Below are 16,564 nucleotides of genomic sequence, written 5' to 3' on the forward strand. Positions count from 1 at the left end.
AACGGAGGCCATGGCCCGGGGCGGTGACGGGAGTCCGGACGGCGCCCCGGGCCGGGGACGGGGACGGGGCGGCGGCAGGGTCCCCGGCGCGGGCACCGGACCCGTCCCCCGCGCGGGCACCGGTCCCGGTCCGGCGCTGAGTCCCGGCGCGGCCCGGACGCGCTTCCGGGCCGGCGCTGCCGGTACGACAGCCGGCCTGGCACCCGGGTACACCCAGGCCAACCTGATCGCCGTCCCGGCCGACTGGGCGTACGACGTGCTGCTCTTCTGCCAGCGCAATCCCCAGCCCTGCCCGGTGCTCGACGTCACCGACGCCGGGGCCTGGACCACGCCGCTGGCGCCCGGCGCGGACCTGCGCACGGACATCCCCCGCTACCGGGTGTGGAAGCACGGTGAACCGGTCGACGAGCCGGCCGAGGTGACCGGCCACTGGCGCCGCGATCTGGTGTCGTTCCTGATCGGCTGCAGCTTCACCTTCGAGTCGGCGCTGTCCGGCGCGGGGGTGCCGATGCGCCATGTCGAGCAGGGCCGGAACGTCGCCATGTACGTGACGAACCGTCAGTGCCGTCCGGCAGGACGGCTGCACGGCCCGTTGGTGGTGTCGATGCGGCCCGTACCGGCCGGCCTCCTCGACACGGCGGTCCGTGAGACCGCCCTGATGCCGGCGGTGCACGGCCGTCCGGTGCACCACGGCGACCCCGCCGCGCTGGGCATCGCCGACCTGGACCGCCCGGACTTCGGTGATCCGGTGGAGGCCGAACCCGGGGACGTCCCGGTGTTCTGGGCATGCGGGGTCACCCCGCAGGCTGCCGTGATGGCCTCGCGTCCGCCGTTCGCCCTCACCCACGCGCCGGGCCAGATGCTGATCACCAACGCGCGCGACGAGGACTACCGGGTGGTCTAGTGCCGCCCCCGCCAGGGTTTGTCCGGTTCGCCGCGCCGTACGAGCTGGTCAGAACCAGGGCGTCCGGCACGTCGAGGTCGAGGACGACGGCGCCCTGCTCCCACTCCTGCGCCCCGAGCAGGGACCGCGCCGTCTCCAGGACCCGCCGGTCGCGCGAGTCGGATCCCGCCAGGTCCATACGGGCGGACGTCCGGCGCAGTCGATACCGCGTCGGCGCATCTCCGCGACCATCAGCTCGTACCCCGGCCGCAACGAGGGGGAGTCACGGCTCCAGTCCCCGGTCAGCAGCCCGCGCTCCTCGAGGACCGGGGCCGCCCCGGGGTCCTGCACCGTCCACATCCGCATGAGGTCACGCTTCCACGCGGGCCCCCGCCCCGGCACCCCGTTTTCCGCCCGGCAGGTGAGACCATGGGCCCCGCCGCGTCCTCACTCCTCGCCGGGCACGCAGAGCACGGGGACGCGGGACAGGTGCAGCAGCTTGTGAGGTGTCGAGCCCAGCAGCGCGCCCCGCATCGGGCTCTCGCCCCACGTCCCGACGACGATGACTCTCGCGCTGTGCCGGGCGGCGGCCTCGACCAGGGCCGGGGCCGGCTTCTGGTCGATGACTTCGACCGTCGTCGACACACCGGCCGCGTCGGCCATCATGACGGCGTGGTCCAGCCCGATGCGGCCGGCCTGGCGGATGACCTCCTGATGCGTGCGGTGCTCCTCGCCCGTAGTGCCCCGGGCCGCGGCGCCGAAGACGAGGACGAGCGGATCGCCGAAGGCGGCCGCGATGTCGATCGCGACGCGCAGGGCACGCGCCGAGCCCGGCGACTCGTCGTATCCGAGGACGACCGACATCTCAGGACTCCTTGCCGTGGACGAGTGCCGGGTCGACGACGCCGCGGCGTTCCGCCCAGAAGTCCGGGTCCACCAGCCGCCGGACGATCATGATCAGCACCCCGGCGAGAGCGATGCCGATGCCGATGACGAGCGGGGGGCCGAGCCCGAACCAGACGTTCTGCACGCGTGCCGACAGTTCGGTGCCGATGACGCACAGGCCCGTCATCACCACGACGAGCAGCACCGTGAGGACTTGGCGCACCACGTCGTTCTCGACCCAGCTGTCGAGCCCGAAGGCCAGGAGGGCGAAGCTCACGGCGACGTCCGCGAGCGCTCCGACCACCAGGACGCCGGTCATCGCGGTGGCCCATCCACCGAGCCAGCCCGCCCACGGTCCCATGGCCCGGGTCACCCATGAGAACCCGCAGTCCCGGTCGACCCTGTTGAGGTAGTAGGAGGCCGATGCGATGAGCAGCATCGGCACGAACGACGCGAGCATCACGCCGGGGGCGTGAATGCCGACGAGCGCCACGATCGGGCCGATGACGGCCGCCACCGAATACGCCGGGGACGTGGCGTTGAGTCCGATGACGAGCGCATCGACGAATCCGATCGAATTGGCCTTCAATTCGCCGGGCGGCTTGGCTTCCGCGATGTCGTCGGTCATGTTCCCCTCGCTCAGGATGTGATGAATCCATAGAACAGTGCGCTGCGTCCGTTTTTTACCATTGGGGCATTCTTGGGGAGCGTGTCAGGGAGGGAAAGGCGTTCCGTCGTCACCGGAAGGATTGCGCGGACTGCGCGCACAGCGGCGGAATGCCGGGCGACACCGGCCGCCGCACGGGCGGTTCGGCCACCCGCGCGACCGGGCCGCCGGCCGGCTACTCGACGCCGGTCGCCGACGCGCCCCTCCCCTCCGCCGTATTCCGAATGTCCACGAAATGTCGGGGCTCTCGATCCTGGAAAGACTTTCGAGTTGTTGATCGACAACCGGGTGACATGCATGGACGACCGCCCTGGTTGTCACTACATTCGGCCTCGCCTCCCCCTGTCGCATCACCGGGCAGTCGGGCGGGTGTCTCAACGCACGGGGTTTCGGAAGGAATTCACTGGTGTCGCACCACGGGCAGAACCACCATGTCGCCGGCGCGGACGGGGTCCCGGAGGGCACCTGGGTACCGGGTCCGACGGGCTTCCGCGATCACGCGGTCCTGAGCGACATGGAGTTGGTGCGGCTGGTCCGCCGGAATGCCGGGACCGCGGGCGAAGCGGCCGATGTGCTGTGGTCCCGCCACCAGGACGCCGTACGGGCATACGCGTCCCTCTGCGTCTCCGCGCCTCGCACGGCCGACGTCCTGGCCGGGGAGTCGTGCCGCACGGCGTCCGCCATCGGTGACGCCCACGTGCCGCAGGAGGCATGGCGACCGCATCTGCTGACGCGCGTACTGCACACGGCAGTCGAGTGGTCGGGGTCGGAGCGGGCGAGCGATCTCAGCCCCGACCTCCGCACCTGGCTGGAGAGCGGTGCGGGGGACGTGTCCGGCACGCACGACACCGCCGCACGCCCGGAGTCCGTCCTGTTACTGGCCTTCCGCCAACTCCCCGTGCGCACCCGGACCGTGCTGTGGCACGACCTCGTCGAGCGCGAGGACGCGGGCCGCATCGGACGGCTGCTGGGCGTGCCGGCGAGCACCGTCCGGACGTGGTGTCTGAACGCGCGCGAACGGTTCCGCAGCCGCTACATCCAGGTCTACGAGGAACGCCTCGACGGGCCGTGCCGGGGCTTCAGCCGCCTCGTCGTCGCGGCCACACGCCTCAGGGACGCGCAGGTGGCGTCCGGGCTCGACGGTCATATCGCCGAATGCCCGTGCTGCCACCGGGCCTTCGACGACCTGCTGCGGATGCAGGACCACTGCGACACGCTGCTGGCCGAGGGGCTGCTGCCCTGGGGCGGCGCCCGCTATCTCGCCGGTCGGGTGTCGGCGGCGGGCCTGCGCACGCCCCCGCCACTGCCCGCCTCCGAGCCCGCGCCGGTGCAACCACCGGCGTCCGAGCGGATCGCGGCCGCACTGCGGCAGGCCGCCGGTACGGCGCTGCGGACGGCCGTGTCCGCGGCGCGCGCGGTGCGTGGCGCCGCCTTGTCGGCGGTAGGAGGACTCGCTCCCGTACAGGACTCCGCGGTACGGAAGGCCTCCCTGCTGTGGGCGTCCGCCCTCGCCCGTACATCGCCGCTCGTACGCAAGCCCGCTTTCGCAACAAAGCCGTTGCTCGCGGGGACGTCCTGGCCCGTGGGGAAGACATCGCCCATGGGCGCAGCCTCTCTCGTACGGACGGCTTCACCGGTGGGGCGGCCGAAAAAGCCCTCGCCTGCAGGAAAGCACTCGCGGGTGCCGCGCGACACCCGGACCCGACACTGGCCGAAGCCTCGGCAACTGGCCGTCGGGGCGGCACTGGCGGCTCTGACCATCGCCGTCCCGGCGACCATCGTCAGCCTGACGGACACCTCCGACCGGTCCGGCGGGCAAGCCGTGCCGAGACTCCCCCGTCCGACCTACGAACCGGCCCTCCCCGGCCCGACGATGGCCACGCCGACACGGACCGAGGCGCCGAAGCCCCGGCCGAAGCCCACCCCCACGAAGAAGCCCACGCACCCCACACCGGGCCGTACGCCCTCCGCACCGGCGGTCCCTGGGGCCTCCGTCCGCTGGGACTTCGACGAGATCGGGGGCGGAACGACCGCCGACGACTCCGGCAACGGCAACACCGGGATCCTGGTGGGCGCCCCGCGCAGGAGCGGTTCCCGCGGCGGCTCCCTGACCTTCAACGGCCGCGACCAGTACGTCGAGGGTCGCAACAAGGCGGTGGCCACCGACCGGAGCTTCACCGTCGCCGCATGGGTCAAGCCCGCGTCCAAGGCGGAGTTCTTCACGGCGGTGGGCCAGGACGGCGAAGAGGTGAGCCGCTTCTTCCTGCAGTACGACGCGAGCATCGACCGGTGGCGCCTTGCGCTGGAGGACATCGACTCCTCCGACGCCGACGAGGACGAGGCGGTCTCGGAGACCAGCCCGGCCATCGGCACCTGGGTGCATCTCGCGGGTGTCTACGACGCCGCGGACGACGAACTCCGGCTGTACGTCAACGGCAGGCTCGAGGACACGTCCCGGCACACGGCGAACTGGTCGGCCGATGGCGCCTTCACGGTGGGGCGCGGCAAGTGGGAGGGACGCCCCTCGGACCAGTTCCGCGGCTCGATCGACGACGTACGCGCCTTCCCGCGCGCGGTCACGCCGGCCGAGGCGGCGGCGCTGGCGGCGGGTTGAGACGACCGGTTCCACCGCCGCACGGGCGAGGGCCCGGGCGAGGCCCGGCCTCGCCCGTACGCCCCGGGATGCCGCACCAGGGAATTTCACCAGTACCGGCGAACGTCTGTACCGAGATCATGGACGCATTCCGTCCACCGGTCTCTCCCGAAAGAGTGCGAAGATGCCCGTCCCCAGGGACATATGCGCGTTCGACGGCACGGACTCCCCCTGTGCCTCCGTCTGCCTCCGCTTTCCGGCTTCGGACGCGCTGCTGTTCTGCGCCGCGCCCGAGGACGAGGGATCCCTGGCCCCGCATCTGGTTCTCACTGTCTCCGCCGACGGAGCCGTCCGCACCTGGCGCCCAGGACTACCCGAAGACGCGATGGCCGAAGTCCTGGTCTCCGTACGGCGGTTCCTCACAAAGCTCGGCACCTACGCCGCCCAGCTGCCGGAGGCTCCCCTCCGTTGCGGGGACCCGGACCACGACGTCACACTGTTCCTCCGGCGGCTCCCGGGCGGTCTCGTTCTGGGCACCGCCGTCGCCTCCGGCGGGCAGGCGGAACGGCCTGACGGCACCGGTGGCGTACTGGAAGGGCTGCCCGCACCCAGCCGCCGGCTCGTCCAGGCGCTGGCCGTCCTCGGCGGGGCGGTTGCCGTCCCGCGGCTGGGAACCCTGGTGGACGAACCGGATGCCCTGGCAGGGTCCTTGCAGAGTGCGCTCGACGCCGGATTCCTGCGCTGGCACCCGCGGACCGGCGCCGCCGAGGTCCCGGAGGACTTGAGGGGTCTCCTGCTGAGCGGGATAACACCGGCGGAACGGCAGTCCGCGCACGCCTGGGCCGAACGCTGGTCGGAGGGACCTGACGCGCTGCTCCACCGGGCCGCCGCGGCACAGGCCCCTTCGCCGTCGCTGGCGGACGCGCTGGAGAAGGAGGCCGAGACGCTCAGCGCGGCGGGGTACTCGGCCCGGGCCGCCACGCTGCTGCGCCACGCGGCCGGCCTCTCCTCCGATCCCGCCACGGGGACGCAGCGGTTGCTCCACTCCATCGAGCACGACCTGCGGCTGCACCGCTGCTCCACTGCGGGGGCCGAGCTGCGCGCACTGCGCGGACACCGGCCGTCGGTGCACGAACGGGTCCTGGCCGGGCGGTTGAGCGTGCTGGAAGGCGATCTGCGAAGGGGCCTCGCGCTGCTGACGGAGGCTCACGAACGGCTGGCGGCCGAGGAGGAGAGCGCTCCGGCGCTCCCGTCGGACACCGGCGGCCAGCAGACGGCCCCGCCCAGCGGCGTGCGGCGGACGTACTCGCCCAGCGTCGCCCATCAGACGTCCCCGCCCAGCGGCGTACGGCGGACGTCATCGCACCACGACGTGGAACGGGCCTCCGCCCACGCCGATGTGCGGCAGGCCTCGCTGCTCTGGCTCGCGGAGGCGCGGTGGCTGGCCGGGCGTCCCACCTCCGCGATCCGTCCCCTGCTGGAGGAGTCACGGCAGTCCGCCACGCACGACCCGTACTGGCACGGCATGCGCGCATGGCTCGACATGCTGCTCGCAGCGGCGGACCGGGGACCCGCCGCGGCGCTGGGCGCCATCCGCTCGGCGACGCTCCCGGCCCATCCGCGCTCCGCTTCCGCCTTCCGCAAGACCCTGCTGATCGAGGCGTGGCTGCACCTGGAGGCCGGGGATCTCGACCGGTGCGAGAACGCCGTCCACCAAGCACTGGACGTGTCGGCCATCAGCGAGGCCCCCTCGGCGGACGGCCTCCCGCTGGTCCTGCTCGGCCATCTGCACTGGATGCGCGGCCAGTGGGCACAGGCCGAACTCCACGCCTCCATGGCCGTCAACTCGGCGACGCCGCTGTGGCGTCCGCTGGGGGAATCGCTCGGGCTGCTGGTTGCCTCGGCGCGCGGGCAGACGGCGGAGGGGTACGAGCCGGCCCCATCCTTCGCCACCGGGGCACAGCCGGCGCTGTGCACATGGTCGGGGCTGTTCGCGCGGCTCGTGGGCGCCGTGGAGGCCGAGGACACCAGGCGTGTGGCGGCCGTGCTGGGTGCCGGGCCGGTCCGCTCCGGCCCGGGCGGGCTCCCGACGGCGCTCATGCCGTGGCGCGAGCTGGAGTTGCTGCGGGCCGCGGCGCTGGTGGACGACGCGACACTGCTCGACCGTTCGCTGCGCTCGATGCGACGGCTGCACCGGCGGCCGTCCTCCGCCTGGATCAGGATGTTCGGCGCATGGGGCGAGGCCTTGGCCGCCGCACACGCCGGTCGCCGGGAGAACGCGCTGGAGCACTTCGCCGAGGCCGAGCGCCGAGCGGTCGCGGCGGCCCGTACGCCCTGGTACCGGGCGCGGCTCCAGGCCGACCACGCCGACGTGCTCGCCAATGCGGGCAAGCGCCGGGCTGCGCTGGACCGCTACCGGGCGGCGCAGGAGACCGCGGCCGAACTCGGCGCTGGGCCCTTGCATCACCGCTGCGCCGCGGGCCTGGCCCGGCTGCGCCTCCCCCGGTCGGCGAACGGCTACGGGCTCACCGAACGGGAGGCCGATGTCGTGGCCCTGGTCGCCTCGGGGCTGACGAACAAGGAGACAGCGGCCCGGCTCTTCGTCACACCGGCGTCCATCGCCTTCCACCTCAGCAACATCTACGCCAAGACAGGGGTGTCCAACCGCTACGAGCTGCGGGCCCGGTGGCAGTCGCTGGGCGAGCCGGACTGAGCGGGACGCGGTGGACCGGCCCCCGGCGCCCGCCCCCGCGTCGGCAAGGGGCGCCCGCCGGTGCGGGCGCGCTGGCCCGGTGCGGGCGCGCTCGCGCCCCTCGCTGAGCGAGCCCGCACCGAGCCGCCGCGGGGTGGAACATTTTTCCGGCTCGTACGGCTCGGCGGAGCAGGCCCTCACCGGTGGTGGGCCCGGGCCCGGAGGCGTCCGGTCGCGGACGGCGCGGGCGTGAGGTCACCATGATCGAAGGTCTCGTGGACGGCGACCGCCTGTATCCCTGTCCAGCAGACCTGGCTGGAGGAGGACGTGGCGCAGTGCGGCGCCGTCCGGGCCGGACCATGGCCGCGGTGGCCCTGCTGTGCGGGACGAGCGGCCCCACGGACGCGGACATCGGCGCCATCGCGAACGTCTACCGCTGCGGCACGTACTTCCGCGTCCGTGAGGCGACCAAGCGGACCGCGGCGAACCCGTAGTCCGGCCCGGACATCCTCGACTCCCGTTGTACGCAGGTCAGTTCCGGCGTGCGATCACCCGGTACGCGTTGGCCAGGCCACCGTGTCCCGCCAGCGGCTTGACGAGGGCCCGGTCGAGCGCCGTCGCCAGCAGCAGCAGGGGTATGCCCGCGGCAAGGAACGCGCAGCGCAGCAGGAAGCGGAGGCGGCCGGGCGGGGCGGGGTGCCAGGGGGCGTCCTCGGGCGGGGCGAGCCGGTTGAGCGGGAGCCACACCGCGCCCAGCAGGTCGACCGTGTCGTGCGGCTCGGCATGCTGTTCCGCGACGACCGTGAAGCCGAGCGCGGCCAGCTCCCCGCGCAGATTGGCCAGGGGAACGAAGTTGAGGTGCTGCGGCTGGAGCCACGGAAGCCACCACCGCCCGAGCCACCGCGCGAAGCGGGACTCCGCGTCCGGCACCTCGATGACGAGGTGGCCGCCGGGCCGTATGGTCTTCCAGGCGGCGCGCAGTTCCTCGCGCGGGTTCGTGCTGTGCTCCAGGTAGTGGAACATGCTGACGACGTCGTAGGAGCCGGCCAGGTCCTCGTCGGCCAGTTCGGTGAAGCTGCCCCGGAATCCGCGGTCGACCCGGCCCTGCCGTTCGGCGAACTCTATGCCGTCGCTGAAGTCGAGGCCGTCGAACGAGGTGCCGGGGAAGACCGTGCGGGCGGTCTCGCAGAAGTGGCCGTGGCCCGTACCGACGTCGAGCCATGTCTTCGGCGCCTCGGCGAAGCGCTTCACGGGCTCGGCCCGGCCCAGGTACATCTTCCTGCGGCCCGCGAAGAGACCGCCCAGCTCCTTCTCCCCCAGCCCGTCGTAGAAGTCCCGGTAGTAGAACTCCAGCCCCTCGCCGCTGAGCCGGGGATTCTGGAAGACATGACGGCAGTCCTCGCACGCGTCGAGTACGAAGCGGCCGGGCTTGTGCTGGAAGAGGTCGGTCGTGCGCAGACGCACCCGCAGCCGGGACGAGCCGCACCACGGGCAGTCGGTGCGGCGCGGCTCGAAGAAGCGGTCCGTGCCCGCCGCCAGGTCGGCCTGGTAGCGCGGGCGGAGCGCGGCGACCGCCGCGGCGCGGGACGGCTCGGCGGATCGCTGCGGTGCCTGTCTGCTGCTGCTCATTGCTACGCCTCCGAGGTGGGAGTGGCTTCTCCGGTGAGGGACGTCAACTGCTCGAGGTGGCCTGCCGCGACGGCCGCGCCGCCGGCGGCGCGGAAGGACGCGCGGATGCGCTCGGCCGCGGCCCGGTAGCCGGGTTGCTGGAGCACGGCGTCGAGCGCCTCGCCGAGCTTGGGCGCCGTGACGCGGCCGAACCGGACGCGGATGCCCGCCCCGGCGTCCGCCACCTGGGCGGCGATGACCGGCTGGTCGTCGCGGATCGGCGCGACGACCAGCGGAACGCCGTGCCACAGCGTCTCGCACACGGTGTTGTGGCCCGCGTGGCACACGACGGCGCCGACGCGTTCGAGCAACGGGAGTTGAGGGACGTACGGGAGGGTGAGCACATCCTTGTCGACCGGCAGCGGGCCACCGCCGTCCGGGCCCGGCCCGCCGTTCGCGACCGCCGTGCCCGCCGGACCGAGCGAGCCCGCGGGGTCCGTGATCACCGTCTGGATCCGGTCAGCCCGGCTGCGCGCCACCTCGTGGCACACGGCGAGGAAGCGCTCGCCCGCGTCGGCGTTGGCGGTGCCCAGCGTGACGAGAACGGTGGGGCGCGCCGGGTCGAGCCAGTCCCAGGGGAAGTCGTTGCCGGCCGGCCGGCCGGCGATGGACGGACCGACGAAACGGATACGGTCCCCCGCGCGGGTCGCCCGCCCCGCCAGTTCCTCGGTGGTGAACGCCAGCACCAGGTACGGCGAGAAGCGCGGGTCCGCGGTGGAGGCCGGATCGCCGATGCGGTCGCGCACTTCGGCGATGAGACCGTCGAGCCACCCGTCCACCTTGGGCAGTCCGTCGAGCGCCCCGGTGAACTCGGCCGAGGTGGTGGCCGACGTCGCCCACCGTACGCCGAGGTGTTCGGCGACCAGGCCGCCCGCGATGGTCTGCTGGTCCGCCACGACCACGTCCGGCCGGAACGCCTCCGCGGCGGCGTGAACGCCCGGTGCCATCTCCTCGGCGAGAGGGGCCAGGAACTGTTCCCAGAGGAACTTCAGCGCACGAGGCCCGCGCACGTCCGGCAGGCGGACGGCGCCGCCCTCGCCCAGCCGGTGCCCGCCGCAGGGGAAGACCTCGGCGTCGTCCCCGGCGAGCGGCCGGACGAACTCGGTCATCCCCGCCCATGCCACCTGGTGCCCCCGGGCGGCCAGTTCGGCCCCGACACCGACGGTCGGGTTGATGTGCCCGACGAGCGGAGGCACGACGAAGAGGAAGCGGCTCACCGTTCGACGGCCTTCGACGTGGCACCGGATGGCGCGGATCCGGCGGGCACCGGTATCCGCGGCGGGCGGCCGTGCTCAAGGATCGAGGACAGCAGAAGGTCCAGGACGAGCCCCGGTGCCTCGGCGAGCACGGAATGCCCCTGACCGGGCAGCACGGCTGTCCGCAGATCGGGCAGCAGCGACTCCAGCCACGTCTCCTGCCCGGCGAGTTCGGAGTCCGAGCCGTAGAGTGCGAACACCGGGCAGCGCACGGCGCGGATCTCGTGCTCGCTGAGCACATCGCTCTCGGGTACGTCCCGCGCGATCGTGGTGGTGCGCACCAGCCGGGCCGCGGACCGGGCCAGCCGGGCGGTGTGCGCGCCGCGGTTGGCGTTGACCCAGGCCAGGGTCTCGGCCTCGTGCTCCACCAGCTCCCGGACGATACGCTCCAGGATCCCGGTGATCTCCCCGGCCCAGGAGGTGGTGGCCGGGTTCGCCTCGATCAGGAACAGGCCGGCGACCCGCCCGGGGTGGCGGACCGCGTACTCGAAGGCCACCGTGCCGCCGAAGCAGTTGCCGACGAGGTGGACCGGGGCGGTGATCTCCAACTGGCCGAGCAGGCACTCCAGATCGGTGACGAAGTCGTCCAGCCGGTAGCCGGAGTCCGGCCGGGCGCTGCGGCCGTGGCCGCGGTGGTCGTACATCACCACGTCGATGCCCGCGGCGACGAGGGCGGGGGCGATGGTGAAGTAGTAGCTGGCCAGGCTGTCGGTGAGCAGTCCGTGCAGCAGAACGGCCGTGGCAGCCGGCGGGCCGTCCTCGGGGGACATCCGCTGCACGTGCAGCCTGGTGCCCTCCCGTCCGCCGCCTGTGTGGATCATCGCCATGGTCAGCGGCCCTCCGCGGCGGCAAGGCACCGTACGACGTGGTCGACGAGGCGCCCGACGGTCAGGTCGATGATCTCGTCGAGCTCCAGATCGGCCACGAACACGGCGAAGTTGACCTGCCGCCCGTACCGTTCCTCCAGATTGCCCGCCAGGGTGACGAGATCGATGCTCTCCAGCTCCAGGTCCTCGGTGAAGCGGCTCTCCATGGTGATCTCGAGGTCGTCGAGTCCGTACTCGTCGAGGATGGCCCGGAGCATGCCGGCGATCTCCGCGAGGACGGTCCGCTCGTCGGCGACGGGGGCCGCGGTCTGCTCACTGGTGGTCACTGCTGGTCTCCTCGTGCTCGTCCGTCGGGCCATGGGTCCAGGCGACGGCGTAGTCCCTGGTGGGCAGTCCCGGCGGGTTGGACGCCCTTGTGCTGTGCACCCGGTAGCGGCGCGGCCGGTCGGTGGGTGCGGGTGCCTCGACCGTGAGGCGTACGGGGGCCTGAGCGGCGCCCGCGATGGCCTTCGCCCCGGTCACGGCGAAGTCGCGGGGGCGTCCGCGCAGTCCGGTGCCCTCCGCTTTCGCGACGGCCTCCTTCGCCGCCCAGAAGGTGGTGACCCACCGGGCCTCGGGCTCCCCGGTGGAGGCGCAGAGTTCGGTGATGAGCCGCCGTTCCGCCTCACCGAAGGCGACCGCAACCGTCTGCTCGTCGCGGTCCACGATCTCCTCGATGTCGATGCCGACTCCGGGACAGCTCCGGCCGGTGCCGGCCGGCTTCCGCCGTGTCACCAGGGCCACGCCGCTCTCGGCCCGGTGTGCCAGCGAGAGGTGGAGATCGGGGAGGATCCGGCCGCCCCCGCCGGTGACGTACGGGCGGCCGCTCTCGTCGTTGTGCACCTGGATCTCGGCGGGGAAAACGGGCCCTTCCCCGTGGTCCCACAGCCACCGCCGCACCGCGTCCTTGGCGGCGATCCGGCCGAGCAGCCACTGCCGGCGCCCGCGCGGGGCGTGCCGGTCGTAGCCGGCACGCTCGGCGCCGCCCAGGTGGTTGCGCATGATCAGATCACGCGAGGCGAGGTCCGGCCACCGTTCGTGGAGGAGGACCCAGCCGCCCGGCTGCGGCCGGGAGAGGGTGTTGCGCTGGGGGAAGCGCTCGACGGGCCGGGTCTCGGGGTGGTTGTCGAACCTGCGGTCCTGCCACCCCGTCAACTCCGCCCAGACCGTGCCGTCGGCGACGAGCTGGACGTCGGCCTCCAGGACGGTGTCGATCAGCGAGACGATCCGCACCAGGCACTCCAACTCCGTGCCGGGACGCGGATGCGGACCGAAGAAGCGCATCCAGCGGACGCCGACGGGAAAGACCACGGTCCGCTCGGTGCGGGTGGCCATGATCCAGTAGCCCAGCAGCTGGCCGACGTTGTCGAGGAGCGCGCCGGGCGCCGGCGGCGTGGTGATGGTGCCGCGGACGTGCGCCTCGCCGATGGCGGCGATCTCGGTGACGCCCTGGAACGCCGGGCCGTGGAACATCCAGCGCTCGGCGTAGAGCTGGGCCGCCACATGGTCGGGGACGCGTTCGGCGGCGCGATCCGTGACCCACCGGTCGGGGCCCGGCGGATATCCCGTGGCGACGTGGACCGTGGCGCGGGCACTCCTGCCGAACCCGACGGTGAACCGGTCGGGGCCGTCCGGGGACGGTGCCGTGATGACCGCGACGTCGGCCGGGGGTGCGGCCGTCACCCACTGCTCGAAGCGGGCACCGGACACGGCGATCGCGCGCCGCCCCGGAGCCGCCCGCTCCGCCGCGTCCATGAGGTGCTGGACGATCGTGGTGGCCGGGACCACCGGCCACCGGTCCTCCTCCTCGGGCCAGCCGGGCCGCTGCGGGAAGAAGCAGTGGTCACGCAGATAAGGCATGGCGTCGGTGGAGACGCGCAGAACGGTCCGCGTCTCCCCCGCGGGGGCCGGCGCCCCGGGGCCCTGGGCCGTGGCCCCGGTGCCGGGCGGCGGGGACGCCGGCGCGCCCGCGGACGGGAACGGCAGCACCTTCGGTGTTGCGGGTGCCGCCGCGGGCGCCGGCACGGCGGGGGCCTGCGGAGTACGGCCCGCCGCGCGGGCTCCGGCGGTGAGGAGTTCGGCCGCGGTGTCGGCCGTCTCCCGCAGCAGAGCACCCAGTTCGGCCGCAAGTGGGGACTGCCCGGCCACCGCGTCGAGCGTCGCCGTGACGCGGTCCGGGCGCGCCGTGGAGGGAGCGCCCGGCGCCAGCTCGCGGCGCAGCGCCGCCGTGGTGTCCGCGTCCAGGGAGACCAGGGCTCCTCCGAGGTCGAGCCGTACGGGCGGAGGCGAGGACGCAGCCGGGTCCCGTCCCGGCCGGGGCAGCGCCGGGTCCACCCGCAGGCCCTCGGCCCACAACGCGGTTGCGGTGCGCCGCAGTTGTGCCAGCCCGTCGCGGTGCGGGGTGTTGGCCGCGACGACGAAGTGTTCCCGGTCGTGGAGGGTGTCGCCGATCAGCGAGGCGAGCTGTCCGGTGCCGACCTGGACGAACGCGCGGAACCCCGCCGCGTACATCTCCTCGGTCAACTGCCGGAAGCGCACGGGCTCCAGCAGGTGCCGGACGAACAGCTCGCGCACTCCGGCCTCATCGGCGGGATAGGGCGAGGCGGTCGTGCCCGACCAGACGGGGACGGTCGGCGGGTGCAGCTCGAATCCGGCCGCGGCCGCCTCGATGGGCCCGAGGTAGGGGGCGAGCATCGGGGTGTGGAAGCCGGACTGGAACGGAAGCACCTGGGCGATCACACCCGTCTCGCGCAGGGACCGGACGAACTCCTCGACGGGGGCCCGCGGTCCGCAGACCATCGACTGGCGCGGGGCATTGTCGTGCGAGAGGACGATCCGGCCGTCCCCGCGTTCCGTCAGTGCGGCGCGGACCCGCTCCGCGGAGGCGCCGAGGACCGCGAAGGCCAGGCCCGGTACGCGCAGCGCGTCCGGGTCGAAGTCGTGGAGGAAGGCGTCGACCGCGGCCCCGGCGTACATGCCGCCCGCGGCCATCGCCGACCACTCGCCGATGCTGTGCCCGGCGACCGCGTCCGGCACGATCCCCATCCGCCGCAGCGCGCCGTCGAGGAGCCGGCCGACACCGAAGACCCCGGCGCCGTGCCGTCCGATGTCGCCGACCTGTGCGGATGCCTCGGCCGCGGGGTCGAGGCCGAAGTGTTCGGCCACACCCTCGGTCCTCGGCTCGAACTCGCCCTCCAGGCCGGGGAAGACGAAGGCGAGCTTCCCGGGCCGCCCGCCGCGGCCGCCACCATTGCCGTCGTCCACTCCGTCCCCGCCCTCGGCGAGCAACGGCCTGGGGGTGAACCAGATGTCGTTGCGCCCCCGCCATGGGCGGCCCTTGGCGATCGCACGCCGGGCCAGCGCGAGCCGCTTGGCGGTGGGATCGACGATGCCGAGCCTGCTGCGGTCCGGACCGTCCGGGCGCGCGGAGGCGGCGGCGAGAACCGCAGAGTCGTCCGCGTCCAGCAGCGCGCCCAACTCCTCGGGGGACGCGGCCGACAGGACGAGGACACGCTCCGGCTCGGTCACGGTGGCGCGCGGCGGTGTGGGCGCGCCCGCTCCGCTCCGGGCTCCGGCGGTCGGTGGCTCCTCCAGCACCACATGCGCGTTGATCCCGCCGAAGCCGAACGCGTTGACGCCCGCGCGGCGTACGGGCTGCTCCGGCCCGGTCTCCCACGGCGAGGCGGCGGCGAGCGTACGGAAACGGGTCCGCTCCAGCTCCGGGTGCGGGTCGTCGCAGTGCAGGGTGGGCAGCAGCGCGCCGTGGTGGACGGCGAGGGCCGCCTTGACCAGGGACGCCACCCCGGCGGCCGGCATGGTGTGACCGATCATCGACTTCACCGAGCCGATCACCGCGCGTCCGCGCGTCCCGTCGGTGTCCAGGACGTCACCGCGACCTTCGGGGCCGAACACCTCGGCCAACGTGGCGAGTTCGGCTGCATCTCCCGCGGGCGTCGCGGTGCCGTGCGCCTCCAGCAGCCCGATCGCACCGGCTTCCCGCGGGTCGAGTCCGGCCCTGCGCCACGCCTCCCGTACGGCGCGGGTCTGGCCGGCCGGGTCCGGGTTGGCCAGGCCCGCCGTACGGCCGTCACTGGCGACTCCGGTCCCGCGGATCACGGCGTAGACGCGGTCGCCGTCGCGCTTGGCGTCGGCAAGCCGCTTGAGCACCACCACCCCGGTGCCCTCGCCGATCAGGATGCCGTCGGCGGCACGGTGGAAGGGCCGGATCCGCTGGCTCGGAGAGAGCGCGCCGAGCTGGGAGAAGACGCTCCACAACGTGATGTCGTGGCAGTGGTGCACTCCGCCCGTGAGCATCACGTCGCACCGGCCGGAGGACAGCTCGGCCACCGCTTGGTCGACGGCGACCAGCGAGGAGGCGCAGGCGGCGTCCACCGTGTACGCGGGCCCGCGCAGATCGAGCCGGTTGGCCACGCGCGAGGCGGCGAGGTTGGGTACGAGGCCGATGGCGGCCTCGGGACGGTCGGGCCCGAGCCGGTCGACGAAGGCCGCGTGGACCCGCGCCAGCCGCTCCTCCCCCAGGTCCGGCATCAACTCGCCCAAGGTGCGGACCAGTTGACGTGCGGTCCGGACACGCTGGTCGAGGCGTACGAGCCCGGGCGTGAGGTAGCCGCCACGCCCGAGCACCACGCCCACGCGCTGCCGGTCGGGCAGCCGGTCCTCGCCGCCCGCGTCCTCGATGGCCGCGGCGGCCACCTTCAGCGCGAGCAACTGGTCGGGCTCGGTCCCCGGCACGGAGGCGGGCATGATGCCGAACCGGGTGACCTCCGCCTCGGCGAACTCGTCGACGAATCCGCCACGGCGGCAGTAGACCCGGTCGGGAGGTCGTGCCGCTCCATCCGCGCTCTGCGGGTGGTAGTACTCGCTGTCCCACCGTCCGGCGGGTACCTCGGTGATCGCGTCGGTGCAGTGCTGCAGATTGCGCCAGTAGGTGTCCAGATCGGGCGCGCCCGGGAGCAGTACGGCCATCCCCACGATGGCCACCGGGGGCATCGCTCCCGCTGGTCCGTCGGGCGCGGCGTCGTCGTGTGCCACGG

At 73.4% G+C, this 16,564-nt stretch carries 9 protein-coding genes and 2 pseudogenes; 4 read left to right on the forward strand and 7 right to left on the reverse strand.

All coding sequences use genetic code 11. The features are described from left to right. Nucleotides 1–10: 10 nt before the first annotated feature. Complete coding sequence (locus tag AB0M26_RS09205; protein WP_365256987.1) at nucleotides 11–904, forward strand: putative hydro-lyase; 894 nt, start codon at nucleotides 11–13, stop codon at nucleotides 902–904. 426 nt (nucleotides 905–1,330) lie between these two features. On the opposite strand, the gene AB0M26_RS09210 is transcribed toward AB0M26_RS09205, so the two are convergent. Then, nucleotides 1,331–1,747 carry a universal stress protein gene (locus tag AB0M26_RS09210; RefSeq protein WP_365256990.1) on the reverse strand — a complete coding sequence of 139 codons (417 nt, stop codon included), beginning with the start codon at nucleotides 1,745–1,747 and terminating at the stop codon, nucleotides 1,331–1,333. Between the two features lie 154 nt (nucleotides 1,748–1,901). Then, nucleotides 1,902–2,396 (reverse strand): annotated as a pseudogene (locus AB0M26_RS09215) (APC family permease); the annotation flags it as partial. 445 nt (nucleotides 2,397–2,841) lie between these two features. On the opposite strand from AB0M26_RS09215, the gene AB0M26_RS09220 reads away from it, so the two are divergent. The 3 genes and pseudogenes from AB0M26_RS09220 to AB0M26_RS09230 all read left to right on the forward strand — a co-directional run. Beyond that, a complete protein-coding gene (locus AB0M26_RS09220) occupies nucleotides 2,842–5,049 on the forward strand; it encodes a LamG-like jellyroll fold domain-containing protein (RefSeq protein WP_365256993.1) in 2,208 nt (735 codons plus the stop codon). Between the two features lie 163 nt (nucleotides 5,050–5,212). Continuing rightward, nucleotides 5,213–7,741: a helix-turn-helix transcriptional regulator gene (locus AB0M26_RS09225; protein ID WP_365256996.1), complete on the forward strand. Its 2,529-nt coding sequence runs from the start codon at nucleotides 5,213–5,215 to the stop codon at nucleotides 7,739–7,741. Nucleotides 7,742–7,965: 224 nt separating this feature from the next. Beyond that, nucleotides 7,966–8,214, forward strand: a pseudogene (locus tag AB0M26_RS09230) (2Fe-2S iron-sulfur cluster-binding protein); the annotation flags it as partial. Between the two features lie 37 nt (nucleotides 8,215–8,251). Here the strand turns inward: AB0M26_RS09230 and AB0M26_RS09235 are convergent. Genes AB0M26_RS09235 through AB0M26_RS09255 form a run of 5 tightly spaced genes read right to left on the reverse strand, consistent with a single transcriptional unit; the run spans nucleotide 8,252 to nucleotide 16,520 of the window. Beyond that, on the reverse strand, nucleotides 8,252–9,349 hold the full coding sequence (locus tag AB0M26_RS09235) for a class I SAM-dependent methyltransferase (RefSeq protein ID WP_365256999.1): 1,098 nt from the start codon (nucleotides 9,347–9,349) through the stop codon (nucleotides 8,252–8,254). Nucleotides 9,350–9,351: 2 nt separating this feature from the next. Then, complete coding sequence (locus AB0M26_RS09240) at nucleotides 9,352–10,605, reverse strand: glycosyltransferase (RefSeq protein ID WP_365257002.1); 1,254 nt, start codon at nucleotides 10,603–10,605, stop codon at nucleotides 9,352–9,354. After that, complete coding sequence (locus AB0M26_RS09245; protein WP_365257005.1) at nucleotides 10,602–11,471, reverse strand: alpha/beta hydrolase; 870 nt, start codon at nucleotides 11,469–11,471, stop codon at nucleotides 10,602–10,604. Before AB0M26_RS09245 ends, AB0M26_RS09240 begins: the two co-directional genes overlap by 4 nt. Nucleotides 11,472–11,473: 2 nt before the next feature. Beyond that, nucleotides 11,474–11,797 (reverse strand): phosphopantetheine-binding protein, encoded by a 324-nt coding sequence (locus AB0M26_RS09250; protein ID WP_365257008.1) that lies wholly within the window; start codon nucleotides 11,795–11,797, stop codon nucleotides 11,474–11,476. After that, nucleotides 11,784–16,520 (reverse strand): beta-ketoacyl synthase N-terminal-like domain-containing protein, encoded by a 4,737-nt coding sequence (locus AB0M26_RS09255; protein WP_365257279.1) that lies wholly within the window; start codon nucleotides 16,518–16,520, stop codon nucleotides 11,784–11,786. The genes AB0M26_RS09250 and AB0M26_RS09255 overlap by 14 nt, the downstream gene beginning before the upstream one ends. Nucleotides 16,521–16,564 lie beyond the last annotated feature (44 nt).

Origin of the sequence: Streptomyces sp. NPDC051776 (assembly GCF_040681345.1) — a bacterium.
GTDB lineage: Bacteria > Actinomycetota > Actinomycetes > Streptomycetales > Streptomycetaceae > Streptomyces.

Coding starts and splice junctions, on each gene's coding strand:
- AB0M26_RS09205 (WP_365256987.1), top strand. CDS start 11: ATGGCCCGGGGCGGTGACGGGAGTCCGGACGGCGCCCCGGGCCGGGGA.
- AB0M26_RS09255 (WP_365257279.1), bottom strand. CDS start 16,520: ATGCCCCCGGTGGCCATCGTGGGGATGGCCGTACTGCTCCCGGGCGCG.
- AB0M26_RS09245 (WP_365257005.1), bottom strand. CDS start 11,471: ATGGCGATGATCCACACAGGCGGCGGACGGGAGGGCACCAGGCTGCAC.
- AB0M26_RS09210 (WP_365256990.1), bottom strand. CDS start 1,747: ATGTCGGTCGTCCTCGGATACGACGAGTCGCCGGGCTCGGCGCGTGCC.
- AB0M26_RS09235 (WP_365256999.1), bottom strand. CDS start 9,349: ATGAGCAGCAGCAGACAGGCACCGCAGCGATCCGCCGAGCCGTCCCGC.
- AB0M26_RS09225 (WP_365256996.1), top strand. CDS start 5,213: ATGCCCGTCCCCAGGGACATATGCGCGTTCGACGGCACGGACTCCCCC.